Here is a 20,375-nt window from a genome sequence, read left to right as displayed (position 1 = left end):
GTACTGTCCACCCCTCAAAAATTGTGTTTAGATGAAATTATATGAGTAAAAAATCTGAAAAACAATGCATTTTGAACATTCGGAAAAATAAAGGTTAATCTTTACAAGGAAAACGTTGCCACGTGTTACACAATCCTTCTTTACAATATATAAGGGGTTTCTTGATACACGTAATAATTCAACCAATTAGAAAACAATAAATTACCATGACTCCTCCACCTAACAAGCGGCTTTTCATCTGGATTATTATGTTTAAAATAGTTTTTTGGCACATCAATATTTAATCCCTTGTCACGATCTCGTTCGTATTCTTGTTTTAACGTCTCACAACTATATTCGCTATGTCCAAGGGCAAACACTTGCCTTCCTTCTGGCCCAATAACAAGGTGAACACCTGCTTCTTCAGAGTTTGCTAACAATGTTAAGTCTTTCACTCCTCTAATATCATTCTCTCGTACTTCTGTATGACGAGAATGCGGAGCAAAAAACAATTCATCAAATCCTTGTAACAATTTCACATGTTGCTCGCAAACTTCATGTTCAAATACACCGAACATTTTTTCCTTAAGGGGATACTTTGGAACACCATAATGATAGTACAAGCCAGCCTGTGCTCCCCAGCAAATATGGAGCGTAGATGTTACATTCGTTTTTGAATACTCCATAATATGTTTAAGCTCTTCCCAATAATCTACCTCTTCAAAAGCAAGGGTCTCCACTGGCGCTCCTGTAATAATGAGCCCATCAAACTTTTCATTTTCAATATCACGAAACGTTTTATAAAAGCTTGTTAAATGTTCTTGCGTTACATTACGAGACAGATGTGATTCCATATGAAGCAAATGAACATCTAATTGTAACGGTGTGTTTCCAATTAAGCGAAGTAATTGTGCCTCTGTGTCTTGCTTCGTTGGCATTAAATTTAATATAGCAATTTTCAAAGCGCGTATATCTTGTGTTTCCGCTCGCTCCTTCGTCATTACAAAAATATTTTCTTTTTGTAACACTTTGCGAGCCGGTAAATCTTTATCAATTATGATCGGCATGTGTTTTGCCCCCAACTAGAGCTGCTTCCAAATCTGCAATAATATCAGAAACATCTTCTATACCAACTGATAAACGAATTAAATCAGATGTAACACCAGCTAAACGCTGATCTTCAGCATTTAATTGTCTATGCGTCGTACTAGCAGGATGTATAACGCAAGTTCGTGCATCAGCTACGTGTGTTACAAGAGTTGCTAGTTTTACATTTGCGATAAATTCTTTTGCTGCTTCTAATCCGCCTTTAATACCGAAAGTTAAAACACCACTAGCACCTTTTTTCAAGTACTGTTGTGCCAATGAGTAATTTTCATTACTATCTAAGCCCGGATAATTCACCCATTCAATACGTTCATGATTAGCAAGCCACTTAGCAACTGCAAGAGCATTTTCACTATGACGTTCCATTCGTAAATGCAATGTTTCTAAGCCAATATTGCTAATATATGCATTGAATGGGCTCATACAATTTCCATAATCTCTTAATAGCTGAACACGTGCTTTCACAATATACGCTGCTGCACCAAAGTTTTGAACGTAACTTACACCGTGATAACTTGGATCTGGTTCAACAAGTTCAGGATACTTTCCATTTGTCCAATCAAAGTTTCCACCGTCAATTACAATACCGCCTAAGGAGCTCGCATGCCCATCGATATACTTCGTCGTAGAATGAACAATAATATTTGCCCCATGTTCAAACGCCTGGCATAAATAAGGAGTTGCTAATGTATTATCAACGATAAAAGGTACCTCTAATTCTTTAGCAGCAGCTGAAAATTCTTTAAAATTTAAAACATTCATCGCTGGATTTCCTAACGATTCTGCATAGATAAGTTTCGTCTTGTCATTAGCAAGCGCCGTAATTTCATCTGCCGTTAAATTTGGATTAAAGAACGTAACATCAATGCCCAGTTTACGCAAACTCACTCCAAATAAATTAAACGTTCCCCCGTAAACCGTTGAAGAACAAAGTAAATGATCCCCACTACTACAAATATTTAAAACTGCGAGCATAATAGCTGCTTGCCCAGAAGCCGTTGCAACAGCTCCTACACCGCCTTCTAAATCTGATAACTTCTGCTCAAATGCGGCTAGAGTAGGGTTTCCAATACGTGTATAAATATATCCTTCTGCCTCTAAGTTAAATAGGGCTGCTAAATCATCTGAAGTATCGTATTTATATGTTGTACTTTGATAAAGTGGTAAAACACGTGGTTCACCATTTTTTGGCGTATAGCCACCTTGCACACAAATTGTTCCTTTTCCCCATGATTCTCCCATCTCTCATTCTCCTTTCTTTTATACAAAATAAAAAACTGCCCCTTTCCTGAAAACAAGAAAGGAGCAGTTTGAAAACACGCTCTAAAGGCTCTTTCTTATCTCTCAGGATTACTACCTGCAGGATTTGGCACAATTCCGTTATACGGCTGTTGCCAAGGTTTCATCGGGCCTGTCCCTCCACCTTTTCTTGATAAGACTATGCAATTACCGTTGATTTTATAGCAATAATTTCCTAATGTCAAACGGTTTTTCTGAATGTTCTAAAATAAATGTTAACAGTTTCATATAAAGCAACAAAAGAAATATATTCTAGTCTATTTCAAAAAAGACCTTTAAAAACCTCAAATCAGTCTATAAAATTAAATAAGTAATTTAACCTATAAATTCAAATTCCCCTAAAGTTAGCCTATATGTTGAATAGGCCATCTTCTCAAAAAGATACTATATATATTCAATCCATTTTTCACTAGTATATTTCACTTTTTTACCTACTAAGATTTACATAACGGAGGTATAACATGACAAATAAAAAAGATATGCAGTACATACTTGCTCTATATGGCATTCTTCTAGGATCTATAGTAGGAGCTACAGTCTGGTTATTTTTAGTCACAATAAATATTGGAATCCACTTTATTTGGGGATACTTGCCTGAAGTTCTCTCTTTTCCCTCTTATTACACCCTTTGCGTAACAATAATTGGCGGGGTCCTTGTTGGTCTATCACAAAAACATTTCGGTACATACCCACGCCTTATGCCTGAAGTGATGGCTGAATATAAAAAAACTGGTCGAATCGAATATCGCTTTGTCCATCAGGCTACTTTAACAGCGATTATTGTTTTAATTTTCGGTGCTAGTCTTGGTCCAGAAGCCGCACTAGTTGGAATTATAGGCGGACTGTGCACATGGGTAGGGGATCGCTTTAAATTTGCCTTAAAGAGTATGAATGAGCTAACCGAGATCGGAATTGGAGCTACTTTAAGTATCATTTTTAACGCACCATTATTCGGTTATTTAGCACCAAATGAAAATGAGGGGGAACAAATTGCTGCTTTTTCTAAAGGAAAAAAGGCGATTGTATACTTAGCTACTACTTTCGCAGGTTTTTCTGTTTATTTACTACTGAGTAAACTCGATAATCGTGGATCCTTTATTGTTGATTTCGGGGAAGGTGCACTTTCTTTCAATGAATGGATCGCATTTCTTCCACTTGCTAGTATCGGTGCTATAGTTGGTTTCTTTTATTTCAAGTTAGAATTCACATTAGAGAAGTTAATTCACCCTTTTAGGGAATACAAACTGACACTCGGAATTATCGGTGGTATTTTATTAGGAATTGCGGGAACTTTTCTTCCGTACACATTATTTTCAGGTGAACATCAATTAAAAGAATTAGTTGTTGAATGGAGCCATTTATCTTTTTGGATACTACTTCTTTCAGGGATTTTAAAGTTGTGCATTACTGCCGTTTGTTTGAACACAGGGTGGCGAGGTGGACATATCTTCCCAATTATATTTTCCGGGTCAAGTATCGGATACGCTGTAGCATCTATTCTTCCTATAGATCCAGTAGCATCTGTTGCCATCGTAACGACAGCAATTTCAAGCTATGCGTTACGAAAGCCAATAGCTATAACATTACTATTACTTATGTTTTTCCCGCTTAATTTACTATTGCCCATGCTTGGTGCAGCTGCTATCGGGAATGCCTTTCCGCTCCCAAAACATAACGAAAATAAAAATTAATAAAAATAGGCAGTGGGGATGAAAGCTCCACTGCCTATTTTTTTATTACACATGCTGCTTTAATAACGCTTCTAACTCCTCAAAATTATGCCCTTCATATGTCGGTATAATCCCACTATCATTTAATTTCCTTTCTGGATTAAACCAACAAGTATCAATTCCCGCTACATATCCACCTTTAATATCCGCGCTTAATGAATCTCCAATAATCAGCCCTTCTTCAGGTGCAAAGTTAGGAATCCGTTCAAAAACATAATCAAAATACTCTTTCATCGGCTTTTGAAAACCTGTATCTTCCGAAACAAAAACATCTTTAAACAATGAATGTAACCCTGCATTACGCAAACGTTTATCTTGCGTCTTAGAAACACCATTTGTCACTATATACAACTCATACTCCCCTTGAATTTGATTTATAAATTCAAACGCACCTTGCATGAGTTGATTTCCTTCTTCTAAGTAGTTACGGTAATTATTTTCGAATAATATTCCATCTACTTCTTCTCCATACTCTTTAAACAACAGAGAAAATCTTGTATTTACAACTTCATTGCGTGATAGTTCTCCTTTTTCAAAAGCATCCCAAAGACCTTTATTTATTTTTTTATAACGAGCCTCTATCTCGTCTGTTAAAGGGATTCCCTTCTCTTCAAAAAGCACCCGTAAAGCCACTTTTTCAGCCTTTTGGAAATCTAGTAATGTATCATCTACATCAAATAACAATGTTTTATATTTTTTCATAAATTCATCACACTCTCTTTTCTACAAAAACAAATTTACATAAATCGTATCATTCCTTCTTGTAAAGATAATAGGAGATATCTCATACTATACATGGGGGTGAAAATATGAAAATCAGCAAAAATGAGGAAGAAATTTATCAATACATGCAAATCCATCAATTCCATACCCTATTTTCATTTCATGTCTTGCCATATGTAGAGCTGCATTCTTTTCAAACGAAAGAGATGATATGTAGCGAAGGAAATGCTCTCCCTTATCTCTATTACTTAATTTCTGGGAAAGCAAAAATATATATGAGTCATAAAAACGGGAAGGTTTCATTAATTAATTTTATTCAAGCACCATCTTTTATCGGGGAATTAGGATTAATAGGAGTAGAAAATATTACTAAGTCCGTTGAAGTACTAGAAGATTGTGTGTGTTTGGCACTTCCTCTTAAAGATTGTCAGCAACTTTTATTACAAGATGCAACGTTTTTACAGCACTTATGTAAATTTATTGGAGAAAAGACAATTACTCGCACTGAAAATCACGCAAAAAACTATAGTTATCCTTTTGAAAATCGATTAGCTGCTTTTATTTTATTAACAGAGCAAAATAATTGTTATATAGAAAAGCATACCGAGGCCTCGGAATATTTAAATGTCAGCTACCGTCATCTTTTATATGTATTAAATCAGTTTTGCCAACAAAATTATTTAAGAAAAGAAGGCCGAACATATTATATACAAGATCGAAATACATTAGAAAAACTTGCTGATGAACTAAAAATATAAAAAAACAGCATTAACGTTTACATGTTAATGCTGTTTTTTCGAGTGACGATTATACTTTTAATTAAAATTTACTTGCTACTTTAGCTGCTTCTTCAAGACCTGCAGCAATGATTTCTTCTGCTTTATCTGGGAATTGGTTATGCCCTTCAATAACTACTGTTTCCATGTTTGTTGCGCCGAAGAAGCCCATCATACTTGCTACATATTTAACAGCCATTTCTACCTCAGCTGCTGGACCTTCTGAATATACGCCGCCTCTTGCATTTAATAATGCAATCTTCTTATCTCCGATTAGGCCAACTGGACCCTCTGGCGTATATTTGAACGTTTTACCAGCACGGTTTAAATAATCAATATATGTGTGCAATACTGCTGGAATCGTTAAGTTCCATAATGGGAAGCCGAAAACAACTTTATCAGCTTCTAGGAATTGATTTAAATACTTATCAGCAACTGCTACTGCTTTTGCCTCTTCTTCTGTTAAATCAAATCCTTTACCTACCTTGAATGTACCATTAATCATATCTACGCCTACATATGGTAATTCTTCTTTATATAAATCAAGTTCTACTACTGTATCATTTGGGTGTGCTTCTTTATAGTTTGCTAAAAATGCCTCATATAATTTTACACTAACTGCTTGTTCCGCTGGACGGTTATTTGCTTTAACGAATAAAACTGTTGCCATTATTTATTCCTCCTAGTACTCACTCTTATGTTGTTATATGCTTTCAAAAAAGGTATCCCTTGTAATTGTTGTTTTGTTGCTTACAAACATATTTTATCTTTATATAATGACAATTTCGTCCTCACATAGACGTATTTTTCCATAAAAAAAGTCCACCTTCCAAAGGCGAACTTGGTCTTACGACTTTCGTCTTATACAATTCCATTTTTCACTGCATATAATGCCGCTTGCGTACGATCAGATAAATTCAACTTACTCAAAATGCTACTTACATGCGCCTTAACCGTCTTTTCTGTAATAACTAAAACAGATGCAACTTCCTTATTGCTCATCCCTTTCGCTAATAGCTGCAATACTTCATTTTCTCTCGCTGTTAGCACATCCACTTGAATAGAAGGTTCTTCTTCCTTTTCTTCTACAGGTAATGTTTGAGAGAGAAGAGCATTTGCTATATCCGGATGTAATTGAATATTACCTTTATATGCGCTTCGAATAGCCTCAACAAGCTGATCTGGTTCTACATCTTTTAAAATATACCCACTTGCTCCAGCCCTTAATGCAGGTAACACATGCGCCTGATCAGAAAAGCTAGTTAATACAATTACTTTCACATTTGGATACTCTTTTTTAATATATGCCGTCGCCTCAACACCATCCATTTCAGGCATGTATAAATCCATTAATATAACATCGGGAGTTGTTTCTCCTACTTTCACTAACGCTTCTTTCCCATTATTCGCTTCTCCAACTAACTCTAAATCTTCCTGTGTACTTAAGAAAAATGCTAATCCTTTTAAAACGACTGTATGATCATCAACTAACAATACTTTTATTTTCACAAACTTCCCTCATTTTCACATCATAATGGTACATTTACTTTTACGCTCGTTCGTTTATTACTACTTACAATTTTAATTGTTCCACCAACTAATTCTACTCTTTCACGCATCGTAGTCATACCTAGTGATTTCTTTTCTTTTATATTCTTTTCCACAAATCCCTTTCCTTGATCAACTATTTCTAATGATACATTTTTCTCATTCACTGTAAAATAAATCGTCGCTTCTTTTATACCTGCATGCTTACTTACATTGTTCAGTGCTTCTTGGCCTATGCGCCACAAAGCTTCTTCTACTACACGAGGTAAATCACGAACACCCGTAACTTGCTCCCTAATTTTCAGTCCCAAATTTTCACCGTACTGCTTTAGAGCTGGCAATAATCCTTTTTCTAATCCCGCCGGACGAAGCTGCCAAATTAATGTCCTCATTTCTTTCAAAGCTCCTTGCGCAAGTTCACGCATCTCATGCAAAGATTGATCTACCTTTTCATTTTTACCTTTTAAAACTGCCTCGGCGCCTTTTGTCATGAAGGTTAATGAAAATAATTTTTGCGAAACAGAATCATGTAAATCTCTTGCTAACCGATTTCTTTCTTCCATTCGCACAAGTTCACGGCGCTGCTCGTTTAACCTCAAATTCTCTATTATTAACGAAACATGGTTCGATAATGCTTGAATTACGTCTATTGTATTAGCATCAAACTCTCCATTATTCAGGCTAACACATAAAACACCAAATATATGGTTTTGAATATGTATTGGTGTAGCAATAACAGCTCGATTTAGATGTACATTATGTCCTATTTGATGTTTTATTAGAACTGGTTCATCTTGTTCTAACGCCCTCTTGGCCGCCTCTTTTATATCCTCTTTTAACTCTTCCTGAACGTAAGACGCTCGCAGAGATAATTCTTTTTCCTCCCTAATAAAAAGCGCTACTTGATTCCATTGAAATACTTCACCTACGTGATTTACCACTTTTTCAGGTAGTACATTAAACTTATGAATCGTTTTTAAATCTTGAATGAAACGCTCTAATTTCACATAATAATGTGCTCTTCTCTTTTCATTTTCATATAATTTTGTTCGCTTTAAAGCCGTACCAATTTGGAAGGCAACCGATTGGAGTAATACTAATTCTTCTTCTGAAAAATGTGTTTTACCCGGACTTGCAACATTTAACAACCCAAATTTTTCTCCCCCAGCTTTTAAAGGAACCGTAGCATGATGAAGAATGCCCTCCGTATCCCCCCAATTATATTCAATTGCATTATTAATTCTTTTACATTCAATAATATTAACGGCTCTCTCTAATTTTCCATCTACAAAACCTCGTAAACACCAACATTCACCTTCGCACATCGGGCGTTTATTTTCATATGTAAGTGCCTCTGGTAATTGATAATCAATTAACTTCGTATACTTCCCATTTTCATCCGCAAGAAAAATCCATCCTGTCGTTAAACCTGTTACACTTAGTAATTTCTCTAGGACAGCTTGCAATACATGATATGTATCATTTGATGTATTTAATGTTTCTGCAATTTCCTTTAATATAACTAATTCATTTGTACGATTATCTCGAAACATACTCAGTCTCCTGCATACAAGATTTTAAATAGCTCTTAAAAATAAATCATCTACTTTTCACTTTGTACTTATTCGTAACATTGATATAATGGTGAGAACATAGTTTTCATTATATCACTCGAGGGGGCTTTCATAATGACATTAAATAAAGCACTTACTATCGCTGGTTCTGACACAAGTGGCGGTGCTGGTATACAAGCAGATTTAAAAACATTCCAAGAACTGGGCGTATACGGAATGACATCTCTTACAACAATCGTAACGATGGATCCACATAACGGTTGGGCACATAACGTATTTCCAATCCCAGCTTCTACATTAAAACCACAATTAGAAACAACAATTGAAGGTGTTGGCGTAGACGCTTTAAAAACAGGTATGCTTGGATCAGTAGAAATTATTGAAATGGTTGCAGAAACAATCGAAAAGCACAATTTCAAAAATGTAGTAGTTGACCCTGTTATGGTATGTAAAGGTGCTGATGAAGCATTACATCCTGAAACGAATGATTGCTTACGTGACGTTCTTGTTCCAAAGGCATTAGTTGTAACACCAAACTTATTTGAAGCTTACCAATTAAGTGGCGTAAAGATTAATTCTCTTGAAGACATGAAAGAAGCAGCGAAAAAGATCCATGCTTTAGGTGCGAAATACGTCCTAATTAAAGGCGGTAGCAAACTTGGTACGGAAACTGCAATCGACGTCCTATATGATGGAGAAACATTCGACCTTCTAGAATCAGAAAAAATTGATACGACAAATACACACGGCGCAGGTTGCACATATTCTGCTGCAATTACAGCAGAACTTGCAAAAGGAAAACCTGTGAAAGAAGCAGTAAAAACTGCTAAAGAATTCATCACAGCTGCTATTCGTTACTCATTCAAAATTAACGAATACGTAGGTCCAACTCACCATGGTGCATATCGTAAATTTGTTGTATCAAAAGAACTTGTCTAATATATAAATAAAAAACACTCACAAAGTTCATACATTGCCTCTGTGAGTGTTTTTTATAAGCTTTATGTCTTCTGGTCATCTTATCTTTAAGATACAGAGCTGACCTTATTTCTACCATTTCGTTTCGAGTAGTATAACGCATCATCTGCCGCTTGAATAAATTGCTCCGGTGATCCTTCATATTCTGAAACCCCCACCGAAACTGTAATTTTTATTTTCGTTTCATCTAACAATTGAAATGAGTGACTTTCAACAGCTGTACGAATTTGCTCGCCCGTAAGAATTCCGTAAGCTAATCCCTTATTCGGTATCAAAAGCGCAAACTCCTCTCCACCCTTTCGAAAAGCCAAATCTGGAAATTGTGAAGTTTCTCGTAAAATACATCCTACTTGTTTTAGCACTTCGTCCCCTGCAGGATGCCCGTACGTATCATTTACATACTTAAAGTGGTCAATATCTATAAGTAGTAAACAAAACGAATCATTTTTCATGTTCTTATTACTAATATGACGATTCATCTCTAAATCAAACTGTCTTACGTTTCCTAAACCTGTCAATGCATCTATCGTTGCGTATTGTTTCATCTTTTGAAATAACTCATTGGATTGTAAAACATAATTTGCACTTATGAATGTTATGTAACCTGTAATAATACTAGAAATTAAATATAATCCCACTATGTGGATCTCTTTAATTAACCATATATATAACGCTGGGATTAGAATAGATAAAATATATGTGTGTAACCATACCCACTTTCCCCCTAAAGAAAGCTTCATGCGCGAAATAAAGATACTCCCTATTCCTATCGCAATGATTGTATAAAAAGCCACTTGAGAAGCTAATGAATAATCCATAAACAACAGCCTAGTTACTAAAATCATACCAATTGTTATGGTACTCGCTATCGGTCCTCCAATAATAACAGCTAGAATAACAGCTAAGTAGCGTAAATCCAATAGAATGGTACCAACACGAACACTGAAATACATTAATACTATACCTAGTATCCCAGTAAAAATGCCTACTACACATTTCTGCCCAAAAGAGAATCCTTCTTTTAACGGCTTATCCCTTAAAAGCTGACCTCCAATAAAAATAAAGGAAAGAATAATTGTTGTATTTACAAATAAGTCCCTTAACATAAAATAATCTCCCTACTTTTCCATCTATCCCCTTCCTCACCTTATTGTATACGAAATACCTTTAATTCCCAAATATTTTGTTTATTTTTGCTGTTCCACGTGAAACAGCAAAAAAATAAAAAGGGCGAAAACTCGCCCTTTTTCATTAACAACAGCGTGATATTTTTCCACCCTTTGCATTAAATCTTGCTTCTTGTGCCTCAGCAAAAAATTGCTTTTGACATACAACCTCTTCTTCAGGATGATGCTTTTTCATATGCTCCACATATACTTCATAACTTGGTACCCCAACGAGCAAACTAATAAAGCGTTTTCTTTCACCCCATACTTGCCACAACTTTTTAAGCATAGTTCCTCGACTCACTTTCATCTCTAGGAATATATGGTGCCTCTTTTAACGGCATTGGCTTATTTCTTAATACTTGGATCCAAATTCGAAGTGCTGAAATTAACACAGCGATTACAACTATCATAAAAATTCCGCAAAGCGCTGCATCGATATAATCATTGAAAATAATTTGCTTCATTTGAGCAACATTTTTTGCTGGCGCTAACACTTTTCCCTCATCTAATGCTCCCTGAAATACCTTTGCATGCGATAGAAATCCAATTTTAGGATTTTCATGAAATAGCTTTTGATATCCCGCCGTCATCGTTACAATCAGCAACCCGACAGTTGGAATAAGTGTTACCCAAACGTACGCCTTTTTTCCCATTTTGAACAAAATTGTCGTTCCAAGTAATAATGCAATACCTGCTAGCATTTGATTTGCAATACCGAAAAGTGGCCATAATGTATTAATTCCACCGAGCGGATCTATTACCCCTTGGTATAAGAAATATCCCCACCCTAATACACATAATGTTGTAGCGATTACATTCGCTAATGTAGAATCCGTTTTCCCAAATGGCTTATATACATGCCCTAAAATATCTTGAATCATAAATCGGCCGACACGCGTTCCGGCATCAATTGTTGTTAAAATGAATAGAGCTTCAAAGAGAATCGCAAAATGATACCAAAATGCCATCATGGCCGTTCCACCTATTACTTGTGAGAAAATATATGCCATACCTATCGCTAATGTTGGCGCACCACCTGTACGTGATAAAATTGTTTGCTCTCCAACATTTACAGCGAGATCTTTTAGTTCATTTGGTGTAATAGCAAATCCCCATGAGGAAATAACTTGGGCTGCCTGCGAAACATCTGTACCGATAAGTGCTGCGGGGCTATTAATTGCAAAATACGTTCCCGGTGTTAATACACAAGCCGCAATCATCGCCATCGCTGCTACAAACGACTCCATTAACATTGCTCCATAACCGATTGGCTGTGCGTGTCCCTCTTGCTCGATCATCTTCGGCGTCGTACCTGATGAAACGAGAGCATGGAATCCAGACACTGCACCACAAGCAATAGTAATAAATAAGAACGGGAATAAGTTTCCAGAAAACACAGGACCAGTTCCATCAATAAATTTCGAAACTGCTGGCATTTGTAAATCTGGTGCTACAATTAAGATACCGATTGCTAACCCTACAATTGTTCCGACTTTTAAAAATGTACTTAAATAATCACGTGGTGCTAAAAGCATCCAAACTGGTAATGCCGATGCGATAAATCCATATACAATAAGCATAATAGCAATTGTTTCACCACTAAATGTGAACATACTTGCAAGTGTTGGATTTTCTGCTACATACTGTCCTCCAACAAGAGATAAAATAAGTAGGATAATACCAATTACTGATCCTTCTCCAACACGACCAGGCCTAATATAGCGCATATAAACTCCCATTAGAATAGCGATAGGAATCGTTGCTGCTATCGTAAACATTCCCCAAGGACTTCCGATTAGTGCCTTTACTACGACTAACGCTAATACTGCTAATAAAATAATCATAATTCCTAAAATACCTATCATTGCAATTAGTCCTGTAACAGGTCCAATCTCATCCTTAATCATTTCTCCTAACGATTTACCATTACGTCTCATCGAAGCAAATAAAATGACAAAATCTTGGACAGCCCCCGCAACAACTACCCCAACAATAATCCAAATGGTTCCTGGTAAATATCCCATTTGTGCTGCTAAAATCGGTCCTACTAAAGGTCCCGCCCCAGCAATCGCTGCAAAGTGATGTCCAAACAATACCCACTTATTTGTTGGAACATAGTCTTTCCCATCGTTTAATGTATGGGCTGGTGTTTGCCGATTATCATCTAAATTAAAAACCTTTCTCGCTATAAATCTACTATAAAAGCGATAAGCAACTGCATATACACATACGGCAGCTACTAAGAGCCATACAGCATTAATGGTTTCACCTTGTGATAAAGCTACTACCCCAAAAGCACCTGCTCCTACTGCTGTAATAATGCCCCAAAGTAAGATCGATTTCAATGTCTTCACATACAATTCCCCCAATACTATTTCTTAGTGGAGATTGTACTAAATTTTCTGAATATTTAACTTGAATCCTCCCTATCATGAAGGATTTTCAGTTTATCATGTTAAAATACTCTCATTACCTACTATAATTCAATGTTATTTCGAAGGCGTTTTACATAATTACGACTGACTGGAATCGGTTGCTCATCATACCTATCTAAATACAAATTATACGTGCCATTATAATAAGGTTTCAGTTCTTTTACATATGACATATTAATTAAATAGCTTTTATGTACACGTAAAAAATCATATGCATTTAGCTTATTTTCTAATTCCTGAAGTGTATATGTTGAAATATACTGATTATTCGTTGTGTAAATTGAAACAGTTTTATTTTCTTTATTTTTACTTACATATACAATATCTTCTGGGAGAATATATCGTATACCCTCTTGACTTTCTATCGGTAGTTTCCGCAAATAACTCTTTGCTTTCTCACCTTGTTCTTTACCTATTTTATATAAAAGAAATTGTAAATCTTCTTCACGAAATGGTCGCAATAAATAATAAAATGCTTGGAAACGAAAAGCTGTAATAGATTCTTCTATGTTTTCACCTACAAAAATAAATTTTGTATAGCAATTTATTTCTCGTAATAAACTTGCATATTCAAAACCAGTACCATCTAGTAATTTGGAACTTAAAAAAACAAAGTCTGGTATATGTTTTTTCATCATAAATAAAGATTCTGTTCCTGTCTTTGCTTCAAAACATTCTACATTTCTCATATTTTCAGTGAAATTTTCAGCTAACTCTCTTCTCTCTTCTGCCTCTTCCATAATCAGTAAAATTTTCATTTCTTCAACCACCTAATTCTTTGTCCATATGTCCTGTTGTATACATTCGCTTTTATAAGAAATAATCCCTTTTTCTTACTATACCATTATTTATCTAAAAAAACAGAAAAAAGGAAACCACTTCGGTTTCCTCTCCCCTTTTATCCCGCACTAACTGCCTATAAAGATCCGAGTAGTGTAGGATAATAAACGGTCAGGGATACGTTTAAATTTTCACTTTATACTAATTCTCGTTGCTTCGTTTCCTGTCCAAGTATTATTACAGCGAATACACCAATTAAAATTGATCCACAAAAAATCGTAAATATTAATGATAGTGAAGCTTCTGAGGCAACTAAATATCCCACTAATAGTGGCCCAAGAATACCACCAATACGACCAAATGCCGCTGCCATTCCTGCACCTGTACCACGAATAACCGTTGGATACTGCTCAGGTGTATAGGCGTATAATGCTCCCCAAGCACCTAAGTTAAAGAAGGATAGTAACATACCTGCCACGATTAATACTGTTAATGAATCCGCAACCCCAAACAAATAAGCACTGCAAGCTGTCCCGATTAAATACGTAACCAAAACAAATTTACGACCGAGACGTTCAATAAACCAAGCAGCTGTGAAATATCCTGGAAGTTGAGCTAATGTCATAATAAGTACGTATTGGAAACTTTTTATTAAACTAAATCCTTTTAGCACCATTACACTCGGTAACCAAAGGAACATTCCATAATAGGAAAAAACAACACAAAACCATAGAATCCATAGCATAATTGTTGCTTTACGATATTCCCCAGACCAAACTGATTTTATATTTTCAATAACAGATGGCCTTTTTTCAACTTTTTGGAACCTTGGGGAATCCGGTAAATTCCATCTTAAATATAAAGCATATAATGCTGGAACTGCACTCAATACCATCGCAACTTCCCAACCATATTTAGGAATAATAAAATACGAGATAAGAGCTGCAATTAGCCATCCACCTGCCCAAAAACTTTCTAATAACACAACAATTTTCCCACGTTCATGCGCTTCAACACTCTCTGATACTAGTGTAGAGGCAACCGGAAGCTCTCCGCCAAGCCCCATACCAATTAAAAAGCGTAAAACGAGAAACATCGCAAGTGTTGTTGTTAATGCAGTTAAACCACTACCGATAGAAAATAATAATAATGTAATAATAAAGACTGATTTTCGCCCTATTTTATCTGATAGTATCCCAAAAATAAGCGCTCCTACTGCCATACCGATTGAGTTAATACTGCCTATCCAGCCCATTTCTTGCGTACTTAATCCCCAATCCTTTTGCAAGGCTACCATTACAAATGAAAGCATTCCAACATCCATTGCATCAAATAGCCATCCAAGCCCAGCTATACCTAGTAGTTTGCGCTTCGAAATTTCTTTAACCTTGCCCACTAGAAGTCCTCCTCACACAGGTGTCTTTACACATCATTTTACATGTGTGAATTGTATAAGTAAAATACTTTTGTGTAAAAAATTCTCCTTCATCATTCCCAAAAAGTAAAACGTCTATCCCGATTGGTGAGAGCTAATAATCTGTGGGGATGCCTCACTGATTAAAGTTTCAATTTATTAAAAATGAACAAATAAAAAAAGCAGCGATATTTCGCTACTTTTTCGAACGCATTACTTCTTTTAAAAATTCCGCTAATACTAACTGACGACGCCAGCGTGTTGGATTACTGCATAATCTATAAAACCACTCTAAATGAATCGCTTGAATCCATTTTGGTGCACGTTTTACCTCTCCAGCCCATACGTCTAAACTTCCACCTACTCCAACAGCCATTTTCGTTTCTAAACGATGCTTATTGTTTTGGATAAAGTTCTCTTGTCTCGGGAAACCAAGTGCAACAAGTAATAAATCTGGTTTTGCTTCTTGAATGCGAGAAATAATATTCTCTTCGTCTTCTTGTTTAAAATAACCATCTTGTATACCGGCGATTGATACAGCTGAATATGTCTTTGTTAAATGATCTGCTGCAGCTTGTACAACATGCGGCTTTGCACCTAATAAGAAAACAGATACCGGCTTACTATCTTCTGATAACTTCGCAAGTAAATTACACATTAAATCAAAACCTGCTACACGTTCTTTTAAAGGTGTACCAAGCATCCCGCTTGCCTTTACAACCCCAATACCATCAGGTGTAATTAAATCTGTATTCAATAATGTTTGATAGAACTTTTCATCCTTTTTTGCGCACATAACAATTTCAGGGTTTGCTGTTACTACCTGAAACGTATGAGTTCGCTCCGCTTCTAGTTGTTCTTTTAAATATTGGACCGTTTCATCCATTGTCATTGTAGAAAAAGGAACGCCTAGAATATCAACTGTTTGTACTGCCATAGTTAACTATCCTCTCTATCATTACAAGTTTTTCGCTATTAATTGCTTATATGTTTCCTTTGTATCTTCATATAGTTTCTGAAGTGAGAAGTTCATAGTAGCATGCTCATAAATATGTTTACCCATTGCTGCTAACTCTCCAGTTTTCCACTTATCATACGCTTCTTCTAAAGCTAATGCTAATGCCTTTCCATCACCTGTTGGCACAATCCATCCGTAAGTTTCATCTACGATTAATGGTTCAATTTCTCCAGCCCTAGTCACAATTGATGGTACGCGTTGATTTGCCGCTTCTAATAAAACTAGTGGGAACCCTTCACTATGGGAAGTTAATAAATTTACATGTGACGACGCAAATAATTGTTTTACATCTTGACGATGTCCTAAAAACTCTACTTTATCGTTAATCCCTTTTTCAGTAGCTAATGACTTTAGATTTTCTTCTAATGGGCCATCGCCAACTAATAATACTTTAATTTTCTCTAATTTTGTTTGTTGTAACGCATCGAATAAAACTTCATGTCCTTTGACAGGATGTAATCGTGCTACTTGGATTGCCGTAAATACATCTTCATCAATATTGAACATTTCTTTTTTATTATAGCCTTCTGCTTTTTCCTTATCGTATTCAATTCCATTATAAATAACATGCATCTTTTCATTTGAAATACCTAATGCTGCCAGGCTTTTTTTCAATCTATTTGTTACAACGAAAAATAAGTCTATATTTTTTAAGGCTTTCAAATTTAATTTCGTAAAAATCCAACCTTTTAAGCCCTGTTTAGTAAAGTCTTGAAATGGATCACTATGAATAGTCGTTACCCATTTTGCCTTTATTCTCTTTTTCATTAAAGAAACATAGAAATTAGCCCTAGGGCCATGTGTATGAACTACATCAAATTTTTCTTTATTAATAAATTCACTTATATTCTTTAAAATGGATAAATCATAGCGCGATTTTTGTGAAAACACATGGACTTTTATCCCTAACTCCCTTGCTTCCTTCGCAACAATTCCATCTTCAAATACTGCTAATTCTACTTCACCAGTTGGAAACTGATCGAGAAGTGAAATAATATGTGTTTTCCCTCCTCCATCTTCTGCTCCTGCATTCATATGCAATATTTTCATATTTTTTCCTCCTTTAAATCCTCGCTACGTTTCCATCTATTTTTATTTTACTGTACTAAAAAATAAAAGCTAACAAAAGTTAGCTTTTATTTTTATCATTCAATTTCTAGGTCTACTATTAGATAAGCTAACACCACTACAAAGTAAATCCCAACTCCTGGTGCTGTTAAAATATGTCCTGCAATATAAGCAATACCTAACGCTAACAATAAGCTTGCTGAAATCATTCCATATTTTATATTAAATATGTCCTTAAATCTCGTAGCAAATGCTAGTAGAATTCTTAGCCCGTAATAAATAAATGGAATCATTAGTAATACAAAGCCAATAATCCCGAAATCATAAAACCAATCATGGAAGTCCATTTCAATTAGTTTTGGATCTGGCTGCTTTTGTTCATTGTATTTAAAGTTACCTGCATAACCCATTCCTAATAACTTTTGTGACATTGGCGCTTCTTTAAAGAACTGCTTATGTCTTTCTTCATATACTTGACGTCCACTGAAAATAAGATTTTCTTGATTTTCTTTCTTTTGCTCTTTCTCAAGCTCTTTCTTAACTTCCTCTTCTATCTTCGCCTTTTCTTCTGGCTTTTCAACTTTATGATGATTTTCTTCTTTTGCTTTAAGTTCTTGCTCTTTTTTCAGCTTCTCTTTAATTTCTTTTTCTTTTTGACCTTGCTGTGCCACATTTTGCTCTGATAAATAATTATTGTGAATACCCATATTTTGTGCTAATGGCGTTTGTTTAAACGTTCCGACTACACCAGCTAATAGGACAATAGCAATTACTGCATTAAGTGCAAGGGATTTTTTGTTCGGATTTTTTCTATCAAATAATAATTGTAGTAAAATAATCCCGATTGCTGCCGCTAGCGTAGCACCAATTGAGCCCATTCCTACTTTTGTACCAACTTGAATTAGCGAATAAATCATTAAAAGTGATGGAATCCAATATAGAATGTGTTTCCAACTCTTTGTTTTTTGAATAGAATATAGTACTACAATAGGGAAAATAATAGCTAAGATTGAACCTAGTTCATTCCCTGCATAGAACCAACCTCGAGAACCAACCTTCATCCATTCATAACTACCAAAGTCAGTAGATGTTGAAATAGAAATAACCATAATTGCGTTAATGATTAATGTAGAATATACAATACTATTTCGAACCTTATCACTAATATTAACTGTCTTTTTCAATGATTTTAAAGCTAAAATGTATGATCCCAGCATGATATATATATATAATGCTTTCGCAACGAATTTAACCTCTTCACTAAGTACAATAGGATCCTTAACTAGTTTGTTATTAATAAATCCTATCCCTAAAACTCCGGCTAACAATATAAGATAAATTAAAAACTTTCTATTTTCCTTCTCTTTTGCCTGAATTAAAATGTAAATACCACCAACAGCCATAATAAGGAATCTTACTAAAATTCCAACGGTAGCATTTGACTTTAATAAAGTGATGCTAAGAGACGTTAATAAATCTAAAACAGGCTGTAAAATAATAAAAAAGAGCAAAAAATGCTCAAATCTAACCCTAGCTTGATTTGCTAACATTCCAAGACCTCCATACAAAATCTTAACATTATCTTTTAATCATAATTTTTTATCATTCAAACACACCTAGCAATTATAACATAACTCATATTCAAATCGAGAACTATTTTTCCAGCTAAAACTAGCCAGGACAAGTATTAATCACTAATAGAAATTATCGTCCTTTAGCTATACTCCCCTATTTTTATAAAATCTATCTAACAACCATCCCCTTATTTTTGTCAGTATATAAATATTTTTTTATCATTTTATACAAATATAAATAACCTACCTATAATTGTAATGTTTTACCAAATAAACAACATCAAAAAATGTAAAATTAATCTTTTCATATCTTTTTCAAATTACTTTATGGCTATTTTCCAAACATTTTCAAACGCTTTCTTTATGAATTTTATCTGTTTTTCTACATGTAGCGAAAAGTAATTGTTATTTCCAATACTTTAGTGTATATTTTTTCTCTGGAACATCTTTAAGAGGAAGGGATTAAGGCCATGTTATTAATCGATATATTTACGTTTCTTGGCATTATCGCCGCTGCCATTTCTGGTACATTAGTTGGTTTAAAAAAAGATTTAGATTTATTTGGTGTCCTTTGTTTAGCTGTAGCTACTGCGCTCGGCGGCGGTATTATTCGTGATATCATGATTGGTAACCTGCCCCCTGTCGCATTTGTAAAACCCATTTACTTTTTCGTAAGTGTATTATCAGCATTATTTACTTGTATGTTTTTTGAGCGCATCAATAAACTTCAAGTCGTTATTATGCTTTCTGATGCTGTTGGCTTAGGTGTTTTTACAGCTATTGGTGCAAATGCGGCAATGTCACATCATGTTGACGCCTCATTTCTAGTTGTTTCAATGGGAGTCATTACAGGTATTGGAGGCGGTATTTTGCGTGACATTTGTGCTCAAGATATCCCTTACGTATTCCGAAAAGAGATTTACGCAATCGCTTCTATCTTAGGAGCAATTAGCTTCCTAATCACACACGCTATGGGGGCGCACGTGTTAGCTTTCTATGTTTGTTTATTAGTAACATTCATTATTCGTGTCGTCACTGTAATATATAATGTTCATTTCCCTGTTTTCTTTAAAACACATGCTAAAATTAATAAAGGCCATTAAGAGAATTCTAGATAGAATTCTCTTAATTTATATACTATTCAACGAACTAATATAGAGTAATTATATATAAGCATATATAATTACTCTATATTAGTTTTAA

At 35.1% G+C, this 20,375-nt stretch carries 18 protein-coding genes and 1 riboswitch; of the genes, 4 read left to right on the top strand and 14 right to left on the bottom strand.

The features are described from left to right. Positions 1-140: 140 nt before the first annotated feature. Positions 141-1,046 (bottom strand): homoserine O-acetyltransferase MetA, encoded by a 906-nt coding sequence (metA, locus tag QO049_RS00460; protein ID WP_001121538.1) that lies wholly within the window; start codon positions 1,044-1,046, stop codon positions 141-143. Further along, the gene (locus tag QO049_RS00455; RefSeq protein ID WP_000504780.1) at positions 1,030-2,328 is read right to left on the bottom strand and encodes a bifunctional O-acetylhomoserine aminocarboxypropyltransferase/cysteine synthase; all 1,299 of its coding nucleotides are present in this window, start codon (positions 2,326-2,328) and stop codon (positions 1,030-1,032) included. Before QO049_RS00455 ends, metA begins: the two co-directional genes overlap by 17 nt. A gap of 92 nt (positions 2,329-2,420) precedes the next feature. Then, positions 2,421-2,525, bottom strand: a riboswitch (SAM riboswitch). Positions 2,526-2,846: 321 nt separating this feature from the next. Here QO049_RS00455 and QO049_RS00450 point away from each other — a divergent pair. Next, entirely contained in the window at positions 2,847-4,076 is a 1,230-nt protein-coding gene (locus QO049_RS00450; protein ID WP_144502152.1) for a chloride channel protein, read from the top strand. Positions 4,077-4,121: 45 nt separating this feature from the next. Here the strand turns inward: QO049_RS00450 and QO049_RS00445 are convergent, their stop codons facing one another. Continuing rightward, positions 4,122-4,817 carry a YjjG family noncanonical pyrimidine nucleotidase gene (locus tag QO049_RS00445; protein WP_246961684.1) on the bottom strand — a complete coding sequence of 232 codons (696 nt, stop codon included), beginning with the start codon at positions 4,815-4,817 and terminating at the stop codon, positions 4,122-4,124. Positions 4,818-4,924: 107 nt separating this feature from the next. On the opposite strand from QO049_RS00445, the gene QO049_RS00440 reads away from it, so the two are divergent. Continuing rightward, positions 4,925-5,596, top strand: a complete 672-nt coding sequence (locus QO049_RS00440; protein WP_246961686.1) for a transcriptional regulator YeiL — start codon at positions 4,925-4,927, stop codon at positions 5,594-5,596. Between the two features lie 61 nt (positions 5,597-5,657). On the opposite strand, the gene QO049_RS00435 is transcribed toward QO049_RS00440, so the two are convergent. The 3 genes from QO049_RS00435 to QO049_RS00425 form a co-directional block, all read right to left on the bottom strand. Then, positions 5,658-6,284 (bottom strand): FMN-dependent NADH-azoreductase, encoded by a 627-nt coding sequence (locus tag QO049_RS00435; RefSeq protein WP_000246735.1) that lies wholly within the window; start codon positions 6,282-6,284, stop codon positions 5,658-5,660. 191 nt (positions 6,285-6,475) lie between these two features. Next, positions 6,476-7,123 carry a response regulator gene (locus QO049_RS00430; RefSeq protein ID WP_000695813.1) on the bottom strand — a complete coding sequence of 216 codons (648 nt, stop codon included), beginning with the start codon at positions 7,121-7,123 and terminating at the stop codon, positions 6,476-6,478. 20 nt (positions 7,124-7,143) lie between these two features. Then, positions 7,144-8,715 (bottom strand): GAF domain-containing sensor histidine kinase, encoded by a 1,572-nt coding sequence (locus QO049_RS00425; protein WP_025966827.1) that lies wholly within the window; start codon positions 8,713-8,715, stop codon positions 7,144-7,146. 135 nt (positions 8,716-8,850) lie between these two features. On the opposite strand from QO049_RS00425, the gene pdxK reads away from it, so the two are divergent. Continuing rightward, on the top strand, positions 8,851-9,675 hold the full coding sequence (gene pdxK / locus QO049_RS00420; protein WP_000174252.1) for a pyridoxine/pyridoxal/pyridoxamine kinase: 825 nt from the start codon (positions 8,851-8,853) through the stop codon (positions 9,673-9,675). 86 nt (positions 9,676-9,761) lie between these two features. Here pdxK and QO049_RS00415 read toward each other — a convergent pair whose 3' ends face one another. The 8 genes from QO049_RS00415 to QO049_RS00380 form a co-directional block, all read right to left on the bottom strand. Then, positions 9,762-10,820, bottom strand: coding sequence for a GGDEF domain-containing protein (locus QO049_RS00415; protein WP_000942901.1), 1,059 nt, complete (start codon positions 10,818-10,820; stop codon positions 9,762-9,764). Positions 10,821-10,965: 145 nt separating this feature from the next. After that, entirely contained in the window at positions 10,966-11,169 is a 204-nt protein-coding gene (locus QO049_RS00410; RefSeq protein ID WP_000914504.1) for a YbdD/YjiX family protein, read from the bottom strand. Beyond that, positions 11,162-13,237 (bottom strand): carbon starvation protein CstA, encoded by a 2,076-nt coding sequence (cstA, locus tag QO049_RS00405; RefSeq protein WP_000854295.1) that lies wholly within the window; start codon positions 13,235-13,237, stop codon positions 11,162-11,164. Before cstA ends, QO049_RS00410 begins: the two co-directional genes overlap by 8 nt. 122 nt (positions 13,238-13,359) lie before the next feature. Next, a complete protein-coding gene (locus QO049_RS00400) occupies positions 13,360-14,076 on the bottom strand; it encodes a LytR/AlgR family response regulator transcription factor (protein WP_000698256.1) in 717 nt (238 codons plus the stop codon). A gap of 218 nt (positions 14,077-14,294) precedes the next feature. After that, positions 14,295-15,494: an MFS transporter gene (locus QO049_RS00395; RefSeq protein ID WP_061664268.1), complete on the bottom strand. Its 1,200-nt coding sequence runs from the start codon at positions 15,492-15,494 to the stop codon at positions 14,295-14,297. A 214-nt stretch (positions 15,495-15,708) separates the two neighbouring features. Next, positions 15,709-16,449 (bottom strand): WecB/TagA/CpsF family glycosyltransferase, encoded by a 741-nt coding sequence (locus tag QO049_RS00390; RefSeq protein ID WP_000290748.1) that lies wholly within the window; start codon positions 16,447-16,449, stop codon positions 15,709-15,711. 21 nt (positions 16,450-16,470) lie between these two features. Further along, on the bottom strand, positions 16,471-17,580 hold the full coding sequence (locus tag QO049_RS00385) for a glycosyltransferase family 4 protein (RefSeq protein WP_000697464.1): 1,110 nt from the start codon (positions 17,578-17,580) through the stop codon (positions 16,471-16,473). Between the two features lie 95 nt (positions 17,581-17,675). Further along, positions 17,676-19,148, bottom strand: coding sequence for an O-antigen ligase family protein (locus tag QO049_RS00380; RefSeq protein WP_000880749.1), 1,473 nt, complete (start codon positions 19,146-19,148; stop codon positions 17,676-17,678). A gap of 494 nt (positions 19,149-19,642) precedes the next feature. Between QO049_RS00380 and QO049_RS00375 the strand changes: the two genes are divergently transcribed. Further along, positions 19,643-20,275, top strand: a complete 633-nt coding sequence (locus QO049_RS00375) for a trimeric intracellular cation channel family protein (protein ID WP_000924369.1) — start codon at positions 19,643-19,645, stop codon at positions 20,273-20,275. Positions 20,276-20,375 lie beyond the last annotated feature (100 nt).

The sequence above is a fragment of the Bacillus sp. RB3 genome (genome assembly GCF_030164735.1).
GTDB lineage: Bacteria > Bacillota > Bacilli > Bacillales > Bacillaceae_G > Bacillus_A > Bacillus_A cereus.
Note: the sequence above shows the minus strand (reverse complement) of the source record. Positions and strands in the feature narration are given on the sequence as shown.